We start from the raw sequence: 21413 nt of genomic DNA, 5'->3' as shown, positions 1-21413 counted from the left end.
GCTGTCGAATACGCCTGTCACCGTCTGCCTCATGACAGTTTCCCACCCAGTTCAATGAGGCACTCTCCCCGCCGTCCTGGCGAGGAGTGCAGCGCGCATGCCCAACTTCCGCGTCGGCCGAATCGGTCGCCTACAAATGCTTCCGGTTAATGGGCGGCGACCTCCTCCAGTCGCCGCCGCTAGCGCTCACGGCAAGGTGATCTTGCGGGTGTATTCGGCCGTCACGTTGGCACTCGTGGCGACGCCGAACAAGGGGTAAATAGTTTTGGGTCCGCTAGCGGCCAGACCCATGTAGTCGCCGAGAAAATGTCCACCCGCTACGGGTGCGTTGAGGATGTTGAACGAGGCATCAGTCAGTTTCCGTTCGTTACCCCAATTGGCAGAGTTCGTGCACGCAGTTGCGGTCGAGCAGAACACCGCGAAATAGTCGCTGCCCTCGAAGCCCACAGGCGTGTTCGTATCATTACGAAAGTCGTAGTAGGTCACCACGATCGTATTGCCGTCGCCCGACGGCACTATCGCCGGAATGTAAGCCTGCTGACGGCAGGGGTTCGTACCGTTCGGCGGCGTCTTGTTGATCATCACGGGTGCTGACCAGGTCGCCCCGCCGTCATCCGACTCGCTGAAGACGATCCCGACAATCGGAATCGATCCGCCGGGGGTGGTGCAGGTCCCGGACGAAAAGCGATCGTCCTGCCAGGCAAGATAGATAGCCCCCGAGACTGGGTTCACTGCGACACTGTAAAGAATGGCGGCGTCGCGTATCGGCTGACCGCTGTCAGGTGTGACCACGCCGGTGACCACGCCGTCGACCGTATGAATATCGTTGGTGAACGTCGGCCCCGACCAGTTCGCGCCTTTGTCCGTCGACTTGATATAGCCGATGCTCAGGGGCGATGGCGTGACGTTGATCGCGGTGAAGAAGTCGAGCAGGGTTCCATCAGGCAGCACGCGCACCATGTTGTCGATTGTCTGCGCGTTCGTGCCCGGCTGGTAGATTGGTGCGGCTGTGCTCCACGTCACGCCATTGTCGGTGGAACGTGAGAAGAAGCTCGGGCCGGTAAAACTAAATTTGGAGAAGGGGGCACCACCCGCGCACGGCGGCGTCCCACATGTCGAAGAAAGGCCCGCCAATTGGCGCGCGATCTCAACACCGTCATTTTGCGCGAGCAGTTGGGCGCCCTCCTTCGTTGGCGGGAACACGCTCAACTGATCCCAGACCGCATAGACGTATTTGTTCGCTGTCGGATCCGCAGTGAGCGAGTTCTTGTCATTGAGCACGTGCGGCGAGTTGGTACGGATCAGCGTAACGGGAGGCTGCCACGTCGCGCCGTGGTCAGCGGAGCGGCTGACTAGCATGCCGCTATTTCGGGCGCCGAAAGGAGTCGTCGGCTGCGCGGGGTCCAGTACCAGAGAGAAGAAGAAGGCCGTTCCGTCTTGCGCAAAATCTACCCAGGGATCGGAAGCCCGCCGGAATTTGCCTCCGGTGCACGCAGTCACGCCGGTCGGAATCGAATTGGACCAGGTTGTACCCGCATCGCTCGAAGCGACGCCGACAAGCCCGCGTGAACCGCCGTCGTTCCAGCGATCCTGCTGGTGGCCGGCGAGGAGGCGAGACGGGTCGGTCGGATCGACTGCAATCCATGGTTCGATCGAGGTCGAAGAATACAGGACGCTGCCGAATGCCGATTCCTGCGCATGCACCTGGTCGGCGGTGCATCCGCTGAACGGGTCACCCGCGGCTACCTGGACGAGCGATCCGAGCGTTTGCGCGTGCGCACCCGGGCCGATCGAGCACGCGAGCGCAATGACACCGCCACCTGCCATGCCCTGGAAAGCAAACCGGGATAAGCGCCTGATATTGATTTTCATTCTGAGCCTCGCGAAAAAGGGAAAACGCCTGTGCACTGCCGGCTGTCCATCACCGGCGCCATGACTTCCACACCGTGATCTTCCGGTACATGTGAAAACGACTTGCCCCACCGCAAAACCAACGCTTGCTACCGTCCGCCTGGACATGCAGCGAAGATGCAACTACCAAAACACACTAGGTCGCTGTAGTCGCATTTGTGTGAAAAAAACATTACGGATGCCAGTTCATCACGCGGCACCCTCACTAATATTGGCTTGGTACGAGGATTGCAGAACCACGGTCAAATAATGTACGCGCTTGCAGAAGCATGATGACTGAGCTCCAGGGGAGCCATAGAGGATCGCTTGTTCGACGCCTCAGTCCTTTCAAGCGTCGTCGTTTTATTCGGAATGCTTATTTGCTGTGAATGAGAATGATCGCGCTTCCAGGTCGGCTGCTGCCAACCGCTCCAGGCAGTAGTCGGCCATGAATCCCGCTTACAAGCGTCGTCGATCCTGCATCCTCGCAAACTGCGTCAACGTCGCCAGATCTCCTCTGGTTCACGCTCAGCGTCAAAGGAAGTTCTCGAAGGGCCGTTCATTTAGCTGGCGATCTGGAAGAGCATGTCCGGCTGCAGAAAGTTTTGGGTTTGGCCATGAAGGGACATTGGCCCGGACTGCCGCACGGCCGACCATGCGGCCGCTTGACTCTGGCAAGCAGTCATCGGATTCCTTGCAGCTTTCCTCGTCCTCGAAAGCCGATTTCGGTCGTCCCTTTTCGCGCTTCAGTGAGGAGTTTCCGAGCACAGACTGGCGGCGGCGTAACGACACCCCACAACACCGAACGACGCAGAAGGCAGGATATTGAGGAGTGTCAATTTCAGACCAGTGCGTCGGCAGTCTAAGCGGGTTCGGAAGTCGGAATGGCGACGCCACACCCACCAGGTCGAAGTCGCCCTCGACGGGAGGGACTATCTATATCGTCGGGGCAGGAGGAGCGCCGGCACACGATGCGGGTTCCGCGGCGGGCAGATAAATGTTCACCGTTGTACCCTGGCCCAACTGGCTGGATAGGCGTACGTCGCCGCCCGACTGGGTGATGAACCCATAGACCTGGCTCAACCCCAGCCCCGTTCCCTTGCCCGGCTGCTTGGTGGTGAAAAACGGCTCGAATGCCTGCGCTAGCACCGCGTCGGTCATACCCACACCGGTATCCGACACCGAAATGCGCACGTAGCGGCCTGCCGGGACAGCCAGCATCGTATCCGCGTCCAACTGAACCGTATCCGTGGCGATCGTGACGGTGCCACCCGTCGGCATGGCGTCGACTCCGTTGACAACGAGGTTAAGCAGCGCGGCCTCAAGACGCGGGGCGTCGATCAAGGCAAATGCATCCGACGGGCACAGGGCAAACTCCACATGCGTGCTACGGTTGCCCGCGCGCGAAAGCATCGGCGCGAACTCGCGGATAAGTCCGTTAAGCTCGTGAACCTGCGGCTGCAACGGCTGCTGTCGCGCGAACGAGAGCAGTTGCTGCGTAAGCGAGGCGCCGCGGTCGATCGCCCGTCGCATGCTTTCGATCATCCTCCTGTCGATTTCCGTGCGCGACTGGGTTGCCAGCACTTCCAGACCGTTGGACAGCACTGCCAGCAGGTTGTTGAAGTCGTGCGCAACACCGCCGGTCAGGCGCCCGATCGCCTCCAACTTCTGGTATTGAAAGAGCGCCGCGTTGGCTTTCTCGAGAGCGGCCGCCGCCTGCTTGCGCTCTGTGATGTCGCGCGTGATTTTTGCGAATCCGACGAGCACGCCCGCCTCGTCCCGGATGGCATCGACTACGATGTGCGCCCAGAACCGGCTGCCGTCTTTGCGCACTCGCCATCCTTCGTGTTCGGCCCGGCCTTCTTTAGCGGCTATCCTCAGTATCCGCGCCGGCAAGTCGGCAGCCTTTTCCTCGTCCGTGTAGAAGCGAGAGAAATGTTCGCCGACGATTTCAGAGCGCCGATACCCTTTGATCCGCTCCGCACCAACGTTCCAGCTGGTCACCACTCCTGTCGGCGACAACATGAAGATCGCATAGTCGGTCACGCCCTGAACGAGGATGCGGAACTGCTCCTCCGTTTCGCGTGCCGAATCGTGCGCTTCCAAGTTCTCGTCCATTATTCATAACCCTCTGCAAGCGCGTATGTAGGGGAAGAGTAAATTTTACGCTTGCCGCCCGGCGGTCAAAGAGAGGGAAATCCATGCCCTCGGCAGCTGGACGAGACTTGCTGGCGAGTAAGGTTTGCGATGGAACCCGGTTGGGCTAGTCTCTTGGAGGTTCGGCTAACCGCCGTTTCGCCCCACAAAGCTGCCGTTGACTCAAGGTCAGGTAGAACGGCCGTAAGGGGGGGTTATGCCTTTTGCATCTCGCGCCCGCCCCCGACGATCGCGCGCTCGGTCGTCGGGGGCTAGCCGGCCAGTAGGCGTCATGCGCAACCATTGTTAGGCGGACATGTGGATGCCAGCTTCGCGTCCGACAACTGCCATTGACCGCGAGGATGAAAGCTTGCTTCGGCGGGACACGAACGGCAGGCAATGGCGAGGGCCGGGACAGCTTCTGCGTCCCGTAACCGATCTGCTCAACGGGGCGCGTTATGGAAACAATTGAGAAGGTCCTGGCCGCCACAGCCGCAAGATCTGCCGTTGCACATGCTCGTATCCCGAGAACCACACGCCATGCCGGCCCCCATCATTGCTGCGGCTACGGTTGGAAAAGCTGAGTGCCATGTGTCGTCCTTCGCTCAACGCCTTTGATGGACCGATTGAACCGCTCAACCTGCGCGGAGCGCTCCCTCTAGTGCCGATCGCCTTTCATGCTTTCGGCTTCCATCGCGGCATGCAATTCCTCATACGCCTCGATCGGTTCCATGTCCTGATCGACGAACGCGGCTGCGCGCTCTGCGGCGGTCGACGCGTCGCCCGAGATATCGCTCTGGCTGTCGTCGTCGGTACTTGGCGGCAGCAGCATGTCCTCAAGCATCCCGCGCAGTTCGGGAGTATTCCATGGCTTGCCCAGCTTGGCCTTCCTGTTCACGTAGTGACGGATTTCCGAATCTTGCTCGGCCGTGAGCGGAAGCCCGCGAAAAGTGGGGTCTGCGTTGTGATGGATCATGATGCGCCTCCTGAAGCGGTTTGCGCTTTCAACGCGCTGATGTCAATTCCCTGCGCTGAACGTTACAAGTCGCGTGTGTCCGCTGTGCCACCCGTCCGCGGCCCAGCGATTTACGTCTTTTTTTGGCGACAACTTCGTTCGCAGCCCACGAATGAACCGTGCTGAACGGCTGTGCCGGCACTGACGGCTTCTTGGGCTGCTTGGGCTTTTTCGCTTCGCGAGTGCTGCGTAGTTGACTCTTGGCCATGGTATTGCTCCTCGTGCGTTACATGACAAGTTGGCATTCCCAGCATACGCGCCTAGCTTGGTCCCGGCGTGAAAATCAACTGATGTGGAGTGTCGCTACGCAACCAGTGTCCCGATCAGGCGCAGAAGTTCGCTATGCTCCGGCCCTTCGCCATCTCGAACAAGGAAGTCGCCAATTGAGATGTCTGACGGCCGGCCACCTGACGAGAGGTTGGGCTCATGTCGGATGAAAACCCGGCCAGAATCGTATTCGTGGACGAGCGACCAACGGTCACCGTTCGCGCTCCGGTAAAGCTCTCGCGCCTTTTGAGTCATGGCCCTCTCCTGTTCGCGGCTAAGCATACGGCCGCCGGGACGTCGCTGACAGGGTGTCAACGTGGTTTTATACAAAGGTGTCAGAAGTTCTCCCTGACATACCCGGTGGCCGACGATTACGAGGTCGAGCACGACACCGGTCTAGTGAGCGAGCGTCTCAAGCAGGCGCAACAGAGGGCCTGGCGCGGCGCCTTTCTGGCAGTATGCATCGAAGCCCGCACCGACGCCCGACCGACGCGTGGTAGGTTCGTCCAAGGCAGTAAAAGCTACAATAATCGTTTGCCGCGTCAGATCTTCCGCGCGCAGGCGTCGCGCAACCGCGTACCCGTCCATCTCAGGCATGTTGATGTCCAACAACGCGATTTGGGGGATCCACGACCTGACGGTTTCCAGTGCGGCCAGACCATCAAGCACAAATCGAACCTCGTATCCCGCCTCCGTGAGTGAGGCGGAAACGGCCTCGGCACCTGGACCGTAATCATCCACGACGAGAACGCGACGCACGCAGTGGTCGGGGGGGGGGAGGTTACGCACTGTCCAGCGCGCGGTTTCAAGTTGCGACGGCATTCAAAGGGGCATGGTTGATGCATTGGTCCCAACAGGGTCGACGACGTGACGATTCAGCTCGCCGCGTCGCCTGTGATGCCATAAAGAGAACCAGCAACTCGCGTACCCAAAGGAGGTCAAATGAGCCTGGCGGACTTCATTGAAACCGATCTGCAGGGACTGATAGACGACTGGGCCACATACGCCCTTGCGATCAGCCATGAGGACGCTCAGCTGTCCGAGACCCAGTTGCGTGATTCAGCCGCCGAAATCCTGGCAAGCATTGCGGCCGATATGCGCAGCATGCAAAGTGCTGCGCAGCAGGAAGCCAAGTCGCGTCATAGTGAAGGCGGCTCGGAATCCGGGTTCGATCAGGTGGCTTATCTGCACGCGGAAGAGCGCCTTGCACACGGATTCGGGATCAACGACGTGGTGGCGGAGTTCCGCGCCCTGCGCGCCACGGTGCTGCGCCGCTGGCAGATAAATTCGCCCGGCGGTGCCGAGGCTTTTCAGGAAATGATCCGGTTCAATGAGGCCATTGATCAGATGCTCAGCGAATCGGTACGGCGGTATGCGCAACAGACGAGGCGCATTGGGGACCTTTTTGCCGGCGTGCTTGCACACGACCTGCGCTCACCCCTTGGCGCGATCCTGAACTCAGCGCAACTTCTGCTGCATGACAACGAATTGTCTCCAACCAGTCTGAGAGCTGCGGCAAACGTACAACGCAGCTCAATGCGCATGAAAGAGATGATTGACGACCTCCTCGTTTTCACACGCGGCAGGCTGGGTGGCATGTTGCCGGTCAGTTTCTCTCCACAGGATATGGGGCGCATCTGCAGCGATGCGGTGGATGAGGTGCGCGCCTCCTACCCCAACGCAGTCATTCGGCCGCGTTTCGCGGGCGACCTGCGAGGCACGTGGGATGGAACCCGTATCGGGCAACTGGTCGTCAACCTGCTGGTGAACGGCGTGCGCTATGGATCGGGCGACGTGGCCGTCGAAGCTGCCGGTCACGATGGACACGTGACTGTCGTTGTCTCGAACGAAGGCAATCCGATACCGGAAAGCGCCCTGCCTACGCTGTTTGATCCGATGACAAGGGCGAGCCTTCACAATCGGGAGGGGACTGCTGCAGGCATGGGCCTTGGCCTCTACATCTGCAGGCGCATTGCCACAGCGCATAACGGAACTATCGGTGTTGAATCGACCGAGCACGGGACAAGCTTCACCGTCTGTATCCCGAGGTCGCCAGCGGTTTCCGGTTGACCTGTTTATCGCTGGCCGCTCGGGAACAGCTCGGTGGTGACCGCTCCTCATGCGAAAGCAGCCATCGTTGTGACACGAGTTCGGACGGCGGTTGTGGGACGCTTTGACCCATTCGCTTTTGCATCGAACGGAGGAACTCCCATCCGCGCGCTCGTTGGTCTACGACGCTGCAGGCATTCCGCACACCTCCAGCGATGTAGTCTCGCTACTTTATTGACATTACAGGTCGAATGTCTGGAATTTGAACTGCTGCGCGGACTGTGTTTCTTTGCAACCCACTGCGATCAGCGTCCTCATGCCCTCTCCCTTTTCCCTTGTTTCGCGCACGCAATGACGACGCTCACCCGCCTATTTGACCCGGGGCAATACGATTTCCACCGGAAAACCGGGGGTGAATGCGACGATCGCGTCGTGGATCCTGTCGTAGCGTATCTCCAGCATTCCGGCAGAACCCTTCATTACGAGAATTCCGTGCTCGTAGCGAAAAAACATCCTGCTCGACGTATCGCCGGTGTTCGTAACAACAAAATCGTAGCCGCTGCGAGCGATAATTGTCGAGTCGATATCGTCCTTAACTTTCCACGATCCGACGAACTCGTCCCCAGTCCTTTTTCCGCAGGCAACCAAAAGCGACGATATGCTGATGATTAGGAGTGCCACTACGGCGATGCTCTTCAATCCATTTCTCACGTTCTTCGAACGCGGCCGCTCGATGGCACTGCCGCTTTCCTGCGTTGTTTTCCGTTATCAGTGGTCTGTCGACGGCAATCTCGTCGCATTGGCGGTTCTCACTCGCCATTCACTATCGCCGCATCTGAACTGCTGCGTCCAGACCTGCTTTAGCTCGTCCCCATCAACCACATCGGCTGCTACGATGACCCGCTTTTCGTAATTGCCCAAGCAGCTGATGGTGATCGAACGCGAGGCAATGCGGCTCATCCTGCTCATTTCCCGCTTAGGCCTTCGATGCCCCGCGCACTGTAAGATCGTCAAACCATCGAACAGATCAACTGCCGTCAGTCGCCCTTCGTTCGAGGACCACGTCACGAGACCACCAAGCTGCCTCGTGCGATCGCTTCTGCCCTGACTCTACCGGTTGCTCAGCCAGCGCGGGAACTGCAGCCAAGACTGAGGCGAGCACAACCGCACCAACAACCGATGCCTTCATCTTTCTTCTCGTTGTCCGTTGAAAGCGCGTTCATTACCCGTGAATCATCTTGCCAGGTCCGTGATGTTGCGGCTGAATGGCGGCGAAGACGTGCGCCTCCTTCTGTAGCGCCGTCAAAATCTCAACGGCCTGGGCATACAGGACGAGGCCAGCAACACGCACGAACGTCTCACGCGAGCGCCCGATCGACGCAATCTGCTCTGAGCACACAAATACGGTTTCGCGGGCATCCCCCGCAATGACCGTGTCCTGAAGGATCTGCAACTGATGAATGATCCGAGCGAGGAATATGGCTCCCTCATTCTTTTGGGGAAGAGTCACTGATAAGCGTTCCAGGTCGTCAATAGTTTGACGCAGCCGCGATAAAATCGCCCGATCCATTCCTGTCTTCTCCTTGCTTTCTTCCTCTTTCCGCGGTTGGTCGATACAAAAAGTACCACTGGCAAATCTCCGAAATCCGTTGCCCTCTCTCACCCGACCCTTCCTTATCGGCATCTGCGCAGGAGTCTGTAGAGCCAAACGGCGAACCCGGCCAAATTTATTCCAAACGCATTCACCAGGGCAGGTTGAGCGCGGCGATGGCTTCATGTAGCTCTCGCTGCGTTACATCCAGATATTGATGTTTGGGAAAATCTTGCTGGGGGATCGGAATCGCAATTGACGCAGGACGCAGCAATACGCAGTTAACCCAATGCGTCCTGACTCAGGTACCACGCTGCACTGCCGTAAACCACGGATATCCGCCGGGAACTCGCGCGTCCATCGGGACGCCACGGCGGCTGTACACCGTCCACGGCACGTGCGCCGCCGGGCGGCCAGCGATGGAGATGGCGGCGTGAACCGATTTAGCCTGAACACCAAACTGTGGCTCGCACTTTCGCGCCCCGTAACGCTGAGCCGAGACGACCAGGCAAGCATGCTGTTCGCGATGCAGCGCATGCAGACCCGGCTGGCTGACGCGATCCGGCGAATTCGGGGCGGCACTGAAACAATCACGGTCGCTGCGGGGCAAATCGCTTCAGGCAATCTCGATCTTTCCGCACGAACCGAAGAACAGGCGTCGTCGCTCGGCGAGACCGCCGCGAGCATGGAGCAGCTGACCGCCACCGTGAAGCAGAACGCGGACAACGCATTGCAGGCGAACCAGATGGCGCGCAGCGCGACCCAACTCGCGGGCGAAGGCGGAGAGGTCGTCCAGCGCGTTGTCGCAAACATGCAGAGCATCGCGCAGAGTTCGACGCGCGTCGTCGATATCATCTCGGTGATCGAAAGCATCGCATTCCAAACCAATATTCTCGCGTTGAACGCAGCGGTCGAAGAGGCGCGCGCCGGAGAAGAAGGACGCGGATTCGCCGTGGTCGCGGGCGAAGTGCGCAATCTCGCGCGGCGCAGCGCGGATGCGGCGAAAGAGATCAAGAGCCTGATCGAAGACTCGGTCGATCGGGTCGACCAGGGCAAAGCGCTCGTCGAGCAGGCAGGCGGAACGATGCTTTCGCTCGTCGAGGCAGTCAGGCGCGTCAATGACATCATCAGCGAAATCTCGGCCGCCTCCGACGAGCAGAGTCGCGGTATCGAGCAGGTCAACATTGCCATTGCCCAGATGGACCAAACCACGCAGCAAAACGCGGCAATGGTCGAACAGGCGGCCGCTGCCGCGCAGTCTATGCAGGAACAGGCGCAGATGCTGCGCGACGTCGTCAACACGTTCCAGTTGCAGGGCTCTGACCCTGTGGCATACGTACGCGCGAATTCGGTGCACCTGCGTCGGCAAGCCTGAACACCGCAACCGTACCCGTAAGACTCATTGCCTGCTCTTCGAGCGAATGCGCCGCTGCCGCGGCCTCTTCAACGAGCGCGGCGTTTTGCTGGGTCACGTCGTCCATCTGCATGACGGCCTGATTGACTTGCTCGATGCCGCGGCTCTGCTCTTCAGATGCCGCCGCAATTTCGCCCACGATGTCGGACACCTGCTTGATCGCCTGCTTGACCTCACCCATCGTCGCACCCACGTCGCCCGCCTGCTGTGCCCCGTCCCGAATCATCGCCACAGACGAACCGATCAGTTCCTTGATCTCCTTTGCAGCCGCCGCGGAGCGCTGTGCCAGGCTGCGAACCTCACTGGCGACCACCGCGAATCCCCGACCCTGTTCACCCGCCCGCGCTGCCTCCACTGCGGCATTGAGCGCGAGAATGTTGGTCTGAAACGCGATGCCCTCGATCACGCCGGTGATCTCCGAAATCTTCGTCGAACTGCCGCTGATCCGCTCGATCGTGCCGACCATACCCTGTACGGCTTCGTTGCCTGAATCGGCCATATCGGTGGCTCGGGTTGCAAGCGCATTGGCTTGCCGGGCGTTCTCGGCGTTCTGCTTCACGGTTTCGGTCAACTCAGTCATGCTTGATGCTGTTTCTTCGAGCGACGCCGCCTGCTCTTCGGTGCGGGCCGACAGGTCGGTGTTGCCGGCGGCAATTTCCTGCGCTGCCACGGTGACCGACTCGGCGCCCGACTTGATGCCCCGCACGGTGTCGCTCAACTGCTGGTTCATTTTATTCAACGCTTCGAGCAGTTGGCCAAATTCGTCGCGTGTGCGCACCGTGATGCGGTTTTCGAGTTCGCCGATGGCGATCCGGTTCGCGATGCCCACCGCTTCGCCGAGCGGCTTCGTAACAGCCCGGGAAAGATAGAACATGGCTCCCGTGGCACCTACGAGACCGAGGCCAATCAGCGCAATGGATACCCAGCGAATCGTGCCAAAAGTGCCTTCGCTGTCGTCGACAGACTGCTTTGCCTGGCGCCGATTTTCGGCAACGTCGTCGTCGAGCGATTTGCTGGCCGCATTGGCCACTTCGCCATATTTGTCAACGAGTATCGATACGGCGTCGTAGTTGCCAGCTTCCAGCGCCGAGACCTCCGCATCTATGCCTGCCTCGAACTGCGGCAACCAATTCTTGATGGTGTCGGCGATTTCGCGCTCCTTGTCACTGGAGACGCGGTTTGGGTAGTAGTCGCTCCAGCCCTTGCTGAGGCGATCCTGAGCCGCGCGAATCCTGCCGATGCTGGCTTTCGTCTGTGCTACATCGTGAAGAGACTGGGCGCGACGAACCTGAAGGCGCATTTCGAGCAGTGCGGCTCGCATGTCCTCGAGATCAAGAATCGGAAGCAGGTTCCCCTCATAGGAATCGCTTACATTCGAATTCAGCCGCGAAAGCCCAAACTGACCAAAGACACCCATTGCGGCGATGAGTACCGGACATACACTGAATGCAAGAACGATCTTGAATTTGATGCTTTGTGTGAAGCTGTGCATGCTGACTTCCTGATAGTTTGCGCGGCCGGCGCTCACGTGGTTCGCCGTTGCGACTCGTTTCGTAGCCGGTGGTACCACCATGTTTACGGTGTTTCGCCGCAATGACTGAAACGGGGCAGCTGTCAGGTTTTCCTGAATTAGAGGTAGGAAAATCGGGACTACCCGCGCGGCGTCGCGCGAAACGCACCTGCGTGCTCGTGATGCATTCCCCGCAGAAGCCAGCACGCACCGATCTGGTGAAAATCCCCGACATCGAGCCAAAACTGGCGCAGTCATTTCATCTGCCTGGAGGATCACGGGCTTGGCGCGCCGGCATTGGCGCGGTCCTTGCTTGGAGCATGGCAGGCTCGCGCTTGATACCCATGGCGAGCGGCAAATCTCCTCGGAAATCCAGCATGGAACACAAGTCCAAATCATTTCACCGTCGCTGCTGGCTCGCTGCGCTGCTGGCAGTGCCAGCCTTGGCCCTCGTTACGGTACAGGCCGCCAACGCCGATGCGCTCGACGCCATCGCCAAGCGCGGCACGCTGCGCGTAGCCGTCCCGGAGGACTATCCTCCGTTTGGCGCTATCGGTCCCGACATGCAGCCGCAAGGCTATGACATCGACATGGCGGCACTGCTCGCAAAATCGATGAAGGTCAAGCTTCAACTCGTGCCCGTCAACAGCGCGAACCGGATTCCCTACCTGCAGACCGACAAGGTCGACCTCGTGATCTCCTCGCTCGGCAGAACGCCGGAGCGCGAGAAGGTCATCGATTTTTCGCAGGCCTATGCTCCGTACTTCCAGGGCGTTTTCGGGCCAGCCGACATCAAGGTCAACACAGCGGCGGACCTCACTGGCAAAACGGTTGGCGCTACGCGCGGTGCACTCGAAGAAGTCGCGCTCACCAACATGGCGCCCAACGCCACCATCCGACGCTTCGACGACAACAACGCGACCATCCAGGCATTTCTCTCGGGCCAGGTGCAGTTGATCGCGGCGGGCAACATCGTCGCCGCGGCGATCCTCGCAAAACACCCGCCGCGCGAACCGCAGATGAAGTTCGTCATCAAGGACTCGCCGTGTTTCGTGGGCCTCAACAAGAACGAGCCGCAACTGCTCACCAGGGTCAACACAACCATCGAGCAAGCGAAGAAAGACGGTTCACTTCAGGCGATGTCGAAAAAGTGGTTCGGTCAACCGTTGCCCGCCAATCTGTGACGCCCGCGTTGCCACCACGCGCGGCTGGCAATTTCCGCTACGCAACCCTCATTTCCTCATGAGCTATCAGCTTCAGTTCGGCGACCTCGCCGCCTATGCCACCATGTTCGCGAGCGGCGCCGCAGTCACGCTCGCGCTCACGGCGAGTTCAACGCTGCTGGGCATCAGCCTCGGCGTTGCGGGCGCCGCCGCCTATCAGAGCCCCCGCGCGACGCCGCGCGCAGTCGTTCACGCCTACGTGGAGGCGATTCGCAACACGCCGTTTCTCGTCCAGCTTTTCTTCGTGTTCTTCGGTCTGCCCGCCCTTGGCGTGCACATCGGCGAATACACCGCGGCCGTGCTCGCCATGACGCTGAACCTCGGTGCGTACGCCGTGGAAATCCTGCGCGCAGGCATTGAAGCGGTGCCGCGCGGACATCACGAGGCCGCTGCGGCACTCGCGATGTCGCGCCGCGAAACGTTTGTGCACGTGCTGCTTCCACAAGCATTCGCGAAGGTGTTCCCGGCGCTGGCGAGCCAGATCGTCATCACGATGCTTGGCTCGGCCGTCGTCTCGCAGATCTCGGTCGCGGATCTCACGTATGCGGCTAGCTACGTGCAGTCGCGCAATTTCCGTGCTTTCGAAACGTATTTCCTCATCGCCGGGATCTATCTTGCGATGGCGCTACTCCTGCGCGCCGCGCTCACCGCCGCCGGCCGACGACTGTTCACGCGCAACATGCGAGGTGCGCGATGATCGAGTTCACATTCGCGCAGATCGTCGCAGGACTGCTCCTGGCCGCGCGATGGACTGTCCTGCTCTCACTCGTTTCGTTCGTTACCGGTGGCATGGTCGGTTTGCTGCTGCTCGTGATGCGCGTATCGAGCTCGCGCGTGCTGCGCGCTCTCGTGCGTGTCTATATCGAAGTGTTCCAGGGCACGCCGTTGCTGCTGCAACTGTTTATCGTGTACTTCGGCCTGCCGCTGCTAGGTGTCGACGTCTCAGCCTGGATGGCGGCCACGCTTGGCCTTACCTTCTTCACCAGTGCTTATCTGGCAGAAATCTGGCGCGGCTGCGTGGAGGCGGTGCCCAAAGGTCAATGGGAAGCATCCGCCAGTCTCGCCATGAACTATTTCGAGCAGTTACGTCACGTGATCCTGCCGCAAGCCGCGCGTATCGCCATCGGTCCCACCGTGGGTTTCGGTGTGCAGGCCATCAAGGATACGGCGCTCGTGTCGATTATCGGCTTTGCCGAACTCACGAAGGCTGGCACCCAAATTTCGAACGCGACGTTTCGCCCGTTTCTCGTCTACGGACTCGTTGCGCTGGTCTATTTCGCCCTGTGCTACCCGCTTACGCGGTATGCGCGGGCCCTGCAAAGGAAATGGCATGCCGCTTGTTAAGACCGAGGGCGTCGAAAAGCAGTTCGGCGCCCATCATGTACTGAAGGGAATCGACCTTACGGTCGAACGCGGCCAGGTCGTCAGCATCATCGGGCGCAGCGGCTCCGGCAAGAGCACATTGCTGCGGGCGCTGAACGGGCTCGAAAGTATCGACGCAGGATCGATCGAAATCGACGGCGAACACGTCGATGCACGGCACGCGGACCTGCGGGCACTGCGGCTGAAGGTCGGCATGGTCTTCCAGCAATACAACCTGTTTCCGCATCTCACGGCCAGCGAAAACGTGATGCTTGCACAGACGGTTGTCAAGAAGGCGCCTCGCAAGGAAGCGCGCGCCATCGCGCATCAAATGCTGGAGCGCGTTGGTCTGGGCGACAAATTCGACGCATATCCCAATCAACTCTCGGGTGGACAGCAGCAGCGCGTCGCCATTGCGCGCGCACTCGCCATGAAGCCGAGCGTACTCCTCTGCGACGAAATCACATCCGCGCTCGACCCCGAACTGGTGGGCGAGGTGTTGGGCGTCGTGGAAAGCCTCGCGCGCGAGAACATGACTCTCATCATGGTTACCCACGAAATGCGCTTCGCGCGCGCGGTCAGTGACAACGTGGTGTTCATGCACGAAGGCCGCGTATGGGAAAGCGGACCGCCCGAGGACATCTTCGGCCGCCCGTCCACGGTAGAGCTACGACGTTTCATCCAGTGATGCCCAGGCGCCGCCGTACTTCGCAACATCTTTTCTGTTGCCAACTTCAGGCCTGATCCAACGATCAGAGCACCCATCGCCACGACTACCTTCCGCGATGGTTCTCATTCAAACCGTCCTTCGCTTGCTTGAGAGACTACCGAGCGACGCCGCGAGAGTGCTCGTCAGGTCTGGAATGCGGACTTACGTGCCTGGTCGAGATCGGTATTTCCTGGCGCTTGATACACGCCCCAGGGAAGTTCTTCGCGCGTCATGCCCACCGGCGTGACGCGCCTTTTCCTCCTCCGACCTTCGAACTGTGCCAGCGTCAAAGCGTTCGACCATGCAATGGACGCCGCCCCCTGCAATGCTCCCGCGTCTTCGCAGCCTGTCATGCATTTCCGAGCGCCAGCAGAGATATCTCTGCTGGCGATGACCACGGCGCGCATGACAGGCAATCGACGTTCAATGGACTGCGATGCCTTCGAGGACTTCGTCGTGCTCCTGGCGTTCCGCGAGGTACGGCGAGCGGTAGCCCGAATTCACGCCCCAGTAATAGAACACCAGCGAGACCAGCGCGACGACCAGCATGTCCCAGCCGTACGGAAGCAGACCGGCGCCGCCGAACTGCTTGCTGCCGACGAGCGAGAGGAGCGCCATGATCGGCAGGTACGCGCACAGCCACCATGCGGCCTTCAGATCCTGGCCCCAGCCTTCAAAGCCCTGCTTGCTCTGGAAGTAGAAGTACACCGGCAGTGCGACGACCATCAGCAGAATGATTTCGCCGGTCAGCGGCCACTTCGCCCAGTACAGGATCATCGATGCGCAGACGAATGCGAACGGCGCGATCACCTTCATGAACGGCACGGAGAGCGGGCGCTCGATGTCCGTGGCGGCGCGCTTGAGCGCCATCAGGCTGATCGGACCCGTGAGGTACGAAATCACCGTCGCCACCGAGATCACCGCCGCGAGCGAACTCCAGCCGCGGAAGAAGAACATGAAGATGAACGAGACGAGCAGGTTGAACCACATCGCGTTGCGCGGCACGCCGTAGAACGGGTGCACGTTGCCGAACATCTTCGGCATCGTGTTGTTGCGCTCCATCGCGTAGATCATGCGCGAGGTCGTCGCCATGTAGGTCGTACCGGTGCCGCTCGGGCTCACGAATGCGTCGACGTACAGCAGGATCGCGAGCCAGTTCAGGTTCAGCGCGATCGCGAGTTCCGCAAACGGCGACTTGAAGTTGAACGTGTTCCAGCCCTTCGCGACGTCGGCCGGATTGACCGCGCCGATATAGGCGACCTGCAGCAGCACGTAGATCACGAGTGCGCAGAGGATCGAGCCGATCACTGCGAACGGCACGCTCTTGGCCGGATTGCGCGCTTCACCCGCGAGGTTGATCGGGCTCTGGAAGCCGTTGAACGCGAACACGATGCCGCTCGTGGCAACCGCCGTGAACACCGCCGACCAGCCATAGGGGGCGAACGAGGTCGTCTGGCCGAAGTTTTCCTGGTGGAAGCTACCCGCCATCAGGCCGATGATCGTCAGACCCGGGATGATGAACTTGAAGATCGTGATCGCGCTGTTGGCACGCGCGAACAGCTTCACGCCCCAATAGTTGAGCATGAAGTAGATGATCACGAGAATCGCGGAGAGTCCGAGCCCTGAATGCGTCAATGACCCGTCGACGAAGAGCGCGTGCGCCCACTCATAGGGCCAGGTGCTCATGTACTGGATCGAGGCTTCGGCTTCGATCGGGATCACCGAGACAATGGCGATCCAGTTTGCCCACGCGCTGATGAAACCCACCAGTGCGCCGTGCGAGTAGCGGGCGTAGCGGACCATACCGCCCGACTCCGGAAACATCGCACCGAGCTCGGCGTAGGTGAGCGCGATGGCCAGAATGACCACGGCGCCGATGATCCAGGCGCAAACCGCCGCCGGACCTGCAATTTTCGCCGCCTTCCACGCGCCGAACAGCCAGCCCGAACCGATGATCGATCCGAGGCCGGTGAACATCAGCGCGAACGGGCCGATGTTCCGTTGTATCGATTGCTTCACATTGTCTCCTACGTGATGGACAGCGCGAGCGAGCCATACCGGGAGTACGGCATCCATGTACCGTACCGAGCCTGTCTACACGGCTGGCCGGCCCTGAAAACGCATGTCCTTGTTGTAATGCCTTGTGACCACTGGGATGTAGAGGCAACCGCAATTGCTGCGGAGACGCGATGATGAAGTGGCCCGACGTGCTCGTCTAATGCTGTGTCGGCATGGACATATGCAAACTTTGCATAAGGAGGGGGCTAGAAGCGGACTGAAAAGGCTCGATCCTCCATCGGCACTCGCACCCAGTCAACAATGTCCTGCGCGACTTCTGGTGCGCCAAAGATGCGACCGACCATTGTTTGAGACTCGCACTTCCGATTTGTCGTCCCGTACGCGACTCCAAACCCTATCTCCAGGTCGGCAGGTTTTCGGCCGCGAATGACGAGAACGTGCTGAGGAGAAGGGTTGATTTCGGGCTTGTCAATGAACCTGTTTTGCGGGGCCTCAATGTGCGGCTGGAATTCCGTTACGGCTGCCACGCATGGGCCAGATGCGAGGGCTGCTGATAGACACAGCACAACGCTGCATCCAACTTGCCGTAAGTTCATGGCATCCCCGATTGTTGTTAGGCAGTGATACGACACCGCGCCGAGAGGCGGCTCCCGTGCGTCAGCGAAGTCTTTGTCACGCCAGCCTTGTCCATATCCATTACTACGGCGACCGACCGCTTATGGCCGACTCAGAACTTTCTGCAGCCGGACATGGTCTTCCAGAGAGTCAGCTAAATGAACTGCCCTTCGAGAACTTCCTTTGACGCTGATTGCAGTGTCGTAACAGTTCGCTGACAATGATGCAGGCGTGCAATTACGCCGTCGGGCTTGCGGTCGTCAACCGACATATCGCGACTGCGGCGCCGTTCACGACGGGCGCACGCTCCATGGATCGGCCGGCAAACTCCGCCTGCGCAATGCCTTGCCGGACGCCGCCACAAACGCTCCCCGATGCCTCATTGATGCAGAATCGGCGCAATGGCCACAACGACACGACCTGAATGCGATGGACGACCCAGAATCGCTTTCCCTGGCACTGCCCGACGGCACTAAGGTCTCTGCGCTCCTCCAGGTGCCGGAGGACGCGCGAGCCCTGTATGTCTTCGCGCACGGTGCCGGGGCCGGCATGCAGCATGCCGGCATGTCGTCATTGGCCGACGCGCTTGCGGCGGCTGATGTCGCCACATTGCGCTACCAGTTTCCGTACATGGAGCGGGGCTCCAGGCGGGTGGACTCGCCGGCCGTGGCACATGCTGCCGTGCAGGCAGCAGTCGCAGAGGCCCGCCGGCGGCTGCCAGCCCTGCCGCTCTTCGCGGGCGGCAGGTCGTTCGGCGGCCGCATGACGTCCCAGGCCCAAGCCATCTCCCCGCTCGACGGCGTGCGTGGCCTCGCTTTCGTCGCATTCCCGCTGCACCCGGCGGGCGCGCCCGGCGTGGAGCGGGCACGGCACCTGGCGGACGTCACGGTGCCGATTCTCTTCCTGCAGGGCACGCGCGACAAGCTGGCCGAGCTTCACCTGCTGAGGTCGGTCGTCGAGACGCTGGGGCCACGCGCCACGCTGCACGTGGTGGACGACGCAGATCATTCGTTCCACGTGCGCGCGTCCTCCGGCCGGACCGACGCGGAGGTCGTGCTCGAACTGGCACGGACGATGTCGGCGTGGTTCTTCGCCGAAGGAGAGTTCGTGCCAGTTACCTGAGCAAGCGCAGGAATGCTGGTAGCAGAGTCGGGACGGCGAGCCGGCGAACTCGCCGTGCTGCACTCGCCCGCTCAATCCCTTCGCTATCCGCAGATGGTCTGTCGCATAGCCACGATAAGCGACGCCTGTCGCGTCAGAGGGATGGTGTCGGCAACTTCGCGCTGTAGTTGGCGCTCGTTGGTGGAGAGACCCTAAGTCGTATCTCACGCAATTCGTGGCATCGAACTGTGTCGGTGGATGAGTCCAGGAAATCAGGCGCGAGTCGATAAATCTACAAAGACTTCAACTGAACCGAAGATCGAGTAAAGCGCGATTGGGAGTGCGTGAACGTCCGTTAAGGCTTGAGAAGCAGCCGACTATGTTTTTGGCTCTAACGTCGCTTCCTGGCCGGTTTCGCGCGGACGGAGGAGCGTCCAAAAGCAGCCGCACGGACTCAAACTCAGTACGTGCGGCATGCGCCTATCCCGTTAGATTTCAGTTTGTTCGGATATCTCCAGGGCAGATTCCGCGCATCGTTCCGATGTCACAGGGAGATGAAGCGTGGGAAACTCACCAATTCCAGTCAAGGGAATTGACTCGTTAATACGTCCTGCTGGCGCTCGTGCCGTCGGCCTAACCGAAATGACCGCTTTCGAGAACTCCAAACGACTCTTCGGGTCGGTTATGCCTGTTGCATGAGGGCGTGGGCCGTGGGCGAACAGCGTGCCTTGTCGTGGGGCGCAGTGCGGCCAGTTTCGGCCATCAGTACTTATCGTCACGAGGACACTCGCACGTCAGCTCTGAACCGGGATATCGGACATCGACGCAGATCGTCGGGTTGTCTTGGAGAGCGAGCCGTGTGTAAACATTTGCTGAAGGCACGCAGTGCAGCACCGCCCAGCAAGGTGGACCACGACTGAACTAGGCGACCCCGACAGAGCGAGAACGGATCGTTCGGGGCCGATTTCGGTTATTCGGGCACTTTCTCCAAATGGCGTGTTAACCAACCATAGCTGTTCATAAAATCTTCCATTTCTCCCGGGGTCACTGGTTTCGTATGTCCGTCGTGCCTTCTGGCCACATTGATGGTATCCATGTTCATTTCGAAGCGTTGCTTATGTCCTCCGAAAAGCGGTCCCATGACCTTCCAGTTCTCAACGACGATATTCTTCAGGTCCAAGGTGTAAAGGTCCTGCACAACGTCCTTAGTCTTCTTTCCGACAAAGAGCGCGGTGGGGTCAGGTCGATCTGCACGTCGGCTAAGCGCTTTACATATGTCTTTTGAAACCTTCGCATCGTCCCATCCGTGACAAATCCCTAAGTAAAGGATAATTGCCCTGCGAAGCATAACCTCGACCTCGCAGCGTTTCTCGAACAATTTTCCTAGCGCTGCCAGATCAGGTACTTCAGGAAGAAGTTCTGGGGAAATCTCCGAGCGTGAAAACGGCGATAGCTCATTCTTGTACTTTTCCCCTTCAATTTTAAGGAAGTACATGACGTTGTCGATGGCGAAATCACTGGTCCCACTGCGTAACAACCCGTAATTGGCAAATCTCACTAGGCTTTGAGGTTCCTCTTTCAGATACTCTTCTACAAACTCTGATTCCCCAGCAGCTATCATCTGCAGAAGCTGATACTCCTCCGGATACCACCAAACAAGTGATAACAGAATGTCTTTGATAGGTTGATGGATTCTTTCTGTAATTTCGGTGGATAGCAGCAAAAAACTGTTTCGCGAAAGCTTCGTCAACGCTTGGGGATCATTTTTATAATTTCGCCCCCATACTTCGCTCGCAGCAAGGCGAATGAGAAAGGGATGACCGCCGAATTGCATCGTCAGGTATGAGATGACATCTTCATCGAAGGAAACCCCGGAATATCTTCCGAAGAATCTGAGCATTTTCCGGACGTCATCTTCGGAGAACGGCGCGAGATATTTAGGCTGCGCCAGCTGAAATATGGGGTTTGGCATTGATTGAAAGGAGGTGCTCTCAACTGCCGACGGATTAACACCGGCAACAGCGAAAGTAAGTCTCCCGGACAACTCTTGGTGGGCTGCTCGTATCGTTTGCCAAAAAGGAATGAAATCTTCGTCCCAATGCCTGCCTAACGTACCGCTAAGCGATGGCGTGATGTACTCTATCTCATCGAGAAGAAGTACTATCGCCCCAGGGAGTTGATCCAACAGGCGAGAAATGTCTTGAGAGAATCTCGTTCCGCAATTCTTTTGGTCATACTCTAGCCTTACGTGAGCAGTCCTTTTGTAGTGGTGAAGTAATTTTTGGGTAAGGCGGTCGACGATATTTTCGAGAGCTTGCCACCACCGTGCAGCGTGTATTCCGGGACTTTGGCAGTCCACATAATCGCATAAGACGTTTTGTACCTCTAGCAGGCTGCTGAAGTACCGCTGAAGCACGTCATCGCGCAGAGTTCGTGAAGCGTTGATAGATGGACCACCACTTTCCCCTGGATTATGCGCGGCGCCGACACGTTCACTGAGAGTCTGTTTTCC

The 21413-nt window shown here is 59.3% G+C and carries 15 protein-coding genes and 2 pseudogenes; 7 read left to right on the top strand and 10 right to left on the bottom strand.

Annotated elements, in window-relative coordinates:
* Nucleotides 1-186: 186 nt before the first annotated feature.
* The 4 genes and pseudogenes from AB4Y42_RS40110 to AB4Y42_RS40095 form a co-directional block, all read right to left on the bottom strand.
* Nucleotides 187-1872 carry a sialidase family protein gene (locus AB4Y42_RS40110; RefSeq protein ID WP_368697379.1) on the bottom strand — a complete coding sequence of 562 codons (1686 nt, stop codon included), beginning with the start codon at nucleotides 1870-1872 and terminating at the stop codon, nucleotides 187-189.
* A 993-nt stretch (nucleotides 1873-2865) separates the two neighbouring features.
* Nucleotides 2866-4008: pseudogene (locus AB4Y42_RS40105) on the bottom strand (nitrogen regulation protein NR(II)); the annotation flags it as partial.
* Between the two features lie 676 nt (nucleotides 4009-4684).
* The gene (locus AB4Y42_RS40100) at nucleotides 4685-5002 is read right to left on the bottom strand and encodes a hypothetical protein (RefSeq protein WP_069262045.1); all 318 of its coding nucleotides are present in this window, start codon (nucleotides 5000-5002) and stop codon (nucleotides 4685-4687) included.
* A 702-nt stretch (nucleotides 5003-5704) separates the two neighbouring features.
* Nucleotides 5705-6130, bottom strand: coding sequence for a response regulator (locus AB4Y42_RS40095; protein ID WP_368697378.1), 426 nt, complete (start codon nucleotides 6128-6130; stop codon nucleotides 5705-5707).
* Nucleotides 6131-6250: 120 nt separating this feature from the next.
* Between AB4Y42_RS40095 and AB4Y42_RS40090 the strand changes: the two genes are divergently transcribed.
* Entirely contained in the window at nucleotides 6251-7378 is a 1128-nt protein-coding gene (locus AB4Y42_RS40090; RefSeq protein WP_368697377.1) for an ATP-binding protein, read from the top strand.
* A gap of 348 nt (nucleotides 7379-7726) precedes the next feature.
* Here AB4Y42_RS40090 and AB4Y42_RS40085 read toward each other — a convergent pair whose 3' ends face one another.
* Nucleotides 7727-8056: a hypothetical protein gene (locus AB4Y42_RS40085; protein WP_368691202.1), complete on the bottom strand. Its 330-nt coding sequence runs from the start codon at nucleotides 8054-8056 to the stop codon at nucleotides 7727-7729.
* 523 nt (nucleotides 8057-8579) lie between these two features.
* Complete coding sequence (locus tag AB4Y42_RS40080; protein ID WP_368697376.1) at nucleotides 8580-9020, bottom strand: hypothetical protein; 441 nt, start codon at nucleotides 9018-9020, stop codon at nucleotides 8580-8582.
* Between the two features lie 400 nt (nucleotides 9021-9420).
* Between AB4Y42_RS40080 and AB4Y42_RS40075 the strand changes: the two are divergent.
* Nucleotides 9421-10323, top strand: a pseudogene (locus AB4Y42_RS40075) (methyl-accepting chemotaxis protein); the annotation flags it as partial.
* Here AB4Y42_RS40075 and AB4Y42_RS40070 read toward each other — a convergent pair.
* Nucleotides 10244-11854: a methyl-accepting chemotaxis protein gene (locus AB4Y42_RS40070; protein WP_368697375.1), complete on the bottom strand. Its 1611-nt coding sequence runs from the start codon at nucleotides 11852-11854 to the stop codon at nucleotides 10244-10246. The pseudogene AB4Y42_RS40075 and the gene AB4Y42_RS40070 overlap by 80 nt on opposite strands.
* A gap of 395 nt (nucleotides 11855-12249) precedes the next feature.
* Between AB4Y42_RS40070 and AB4Y42_RS40065 the strand changes: the two genes are divergently transcribed.
* The 4 genes from AB4Y42_RS40065 to AB4Y42_RS40050 are packed head-to-tail and all read left to right on the top strand — an operon-like array spanning nucleotide 12250 to nucleotide 15145.
* Nucleotides 12250-13056 (top strand): transporter substrate-binding domain-containing protein, encoded by an 807-nt coding sequence (locus AB4Y42_RS40065; protein WP_368691298.1) that lies wholly within the window; start codon nucleotides 12250-12252, stop codon nucleotides 13054-13056.
* Nucleotides 13057-13114: 58 nt separating this feature from the next.
* Entirely contained in the window at nucleotides 13115-13792 is a 678-nt protein-coding gene (locus AB4Y42_RS40060; protein ID WP_342923874.1) for an amino acid ABC transporter permease, read from the top strand.
* The gene (locus tag AB4Y42_RS40055; RefSeq protein ID WP_069267338.1) at nucleotides 13789-14439 is read left to right on the top strand and encodes an amino acid ABC transporter permease; all 651 of its coding nucleotides are present in this window, start codon (nucleotides 13789-13791) and stop codon (nucleotides 14437-14439) included. Before AB4Y42_RS40060 ends, AB4Y42_RS40055 begins: the two co-directional genes overlap by 4 nt.
* The gene (locus tag AB4Y42_RS40050; RefSeq protein ID WP_368691197.1) at nucleotides 14426-15145 is read left to right on the top strand and encodes an amino acid ABC transporter ATP-binding protein; all 720 of its coding nucleotides are present in this window, start codon (nucleotides 14426-14428) and stop codon (nucleotides 15143-15145) included. Before AB4Y42_RS40055 ends, AB4Y42_RS40050 begins: the two co-directional genes overlap by 14 nt.
* Nucleotides 15146-15309: 164 nt before the next feature.
* Here the strand turns inward: AB4Y42_RS40050 and AB4Y42_RS40045 are convergent, their stop codons facing one another.
* Both AB4Y42_RS40045 and AB4Y42_RS40040 read right to left on the bottom strand, forming a co-directional pair.
* Complete coding sequence (locus AB4Y42_RS40045) at nucleotides 15310-15573, bottom strand: hypothetical protein (RefSeq protein WP_368697374.1); 264 nt, start codon at nucleotides 15571-15573, stop codon at nucleotides 15310-15312.
* 16 nt (nucleotides 15574-15589) lie between these two features.
* The gene (locus AB4Y42_RS40040; RefSeq protein WP_368691196.1) at nucleotides 15590-17185 is read right to left on the bottom strand and encodes an APC family permease; all 1596 of its coding nucleotides are present in this window, start codon (nucleotides 17183-17185) and stop codon (nucleotides 15590-15592) included.
* Nucleotides 17186-18229: 1044 nt separating this feature from the next.
* On the opposite strand from AB4Y42_RS40040, the gene AB4Y42_RS40035 reads away from it, so the two are divergent.
* Entirely contained in the window at nucleotides 18230-18922 is a 693-nt protein-coding gene (locus AB4Y42_RS40035; RefSeq protein WP_368691195.1) for an alpha/beta family hydrolase, read from the top strand.
* Nucleotides 18923-19871: 949 nt separating this feature from the next.
* Here AB4Y42_RS40035 and AB4Y42_RS40030 read toward each other — a convergent pair.
* A partial coding sequence (locus AB4Y42_RS40030) for a hypothetical protein (RefSeq protein ID WP_368697373.1) occupies nucleotides 19872-21413 on the bottom strand: 1542 nt, incomplete at its 5' end.

This window comes from Paraburkholderia sp. EG286B, from assembly GCF_040965655.1.
Taxonomy (GTDB): domain Bacteria; phylum Pseudomonadota; class Gammaproteobacteria; order Burkholderiales; family Burkholderiaceae; genus Paraburkholderia.
Note: the sequence above shows the minus strand (reverse complement) of the source record. Positions and strands in the feature narration are given on the sequence as shown.

What these genes read in the sequence shown, in the direction of transcription:
- AB4Y42_RS40095 (WP_368697378.1), bottom strand. Translation starts at nt 6,130, where the DNA reads ATGCCGTCGCAACTTGAAACCGCGCGCTGGACAGTGCGTAACCTCCCC.
- AB4Y42_RS40050 (WP_368691197.1), top strand. Translation starts at nt 14,426, where the DNA reads ATGCCGCTTGTTAAGACCGAGGGCGTCGAAAAGCAGTTCGGCGCCCAT.
- AB4Y42_RS40045 (WP_368697374.1), bottom strand. Translation starts at nt 15,573, where the DNA reads ATGCGCGCCGTGGTCATCGCCAGCAGAGATATCTCTGCTGGCGCTCGG.
- AB4Y42_RS40100 (WP_069262045.1), bottom strand. Translation starts at nt 5,002, where the DNA reads ATGATCCATCACAACGCAGACCCCACTTTTCGCGGGCTTCCGCTCACG.
- AB4Y42_RS40060 (WP_342923874.1), top strand. Translation starts at nt 13,115, where the DNA reads ATGAGCTATCAGCTTCAGTTCGGCGACCTCGCCGCCTATGCCACCATG.
- AB4Y42_RS40110 (WP_368697379.1), bottom strand. Translation starts at nt 1,872, where the DNA reads ATGAAAATCAATATCAGGCGCTTATCCCGGTTTGCTTTCCAGGGCATG.
- AB4Y42_RS40070 (WP_368697375.1), bottom strand. Translation starts at nt 11,854, where the DNA reads ATGCACAGCTTCACACAAAGCATCAAATTCAAGATCGTTCTTGCATTC.
- AB4Y42_RS40035 (WP_368691195.1), top strand. Translation starts at nt 18,230, where the DNA reads ATGGACGACCCAGAATCGCTTTCCCTGGCACTGCCCGACGGCACTAAG.
- AB4Y42_RS40055 (WP_069267338.1), top strand. Translation starts at nt 13,789, where the DNA reads ATGATCGAGTTCACATTCGCGCAGATCGTCGCAGGACTGCTCCTGGCC.
- AB4Y42_RS40065 (WP_368691298.1), top strand. Translation starts at nt 12,250, where the DNA reads ATGGAACACAAGTCCAAATCATTTCACCGTCGCTGCTGGCTCGCTGCG.
- AB4Y42_RS40090 (WP_368697377.1), top strand. Translation starts at nt 6,251, where the DNA reads ATGAGCCTGGCGGACTTCATTGAAACCGATCTGCAGGGACTGATAGAC.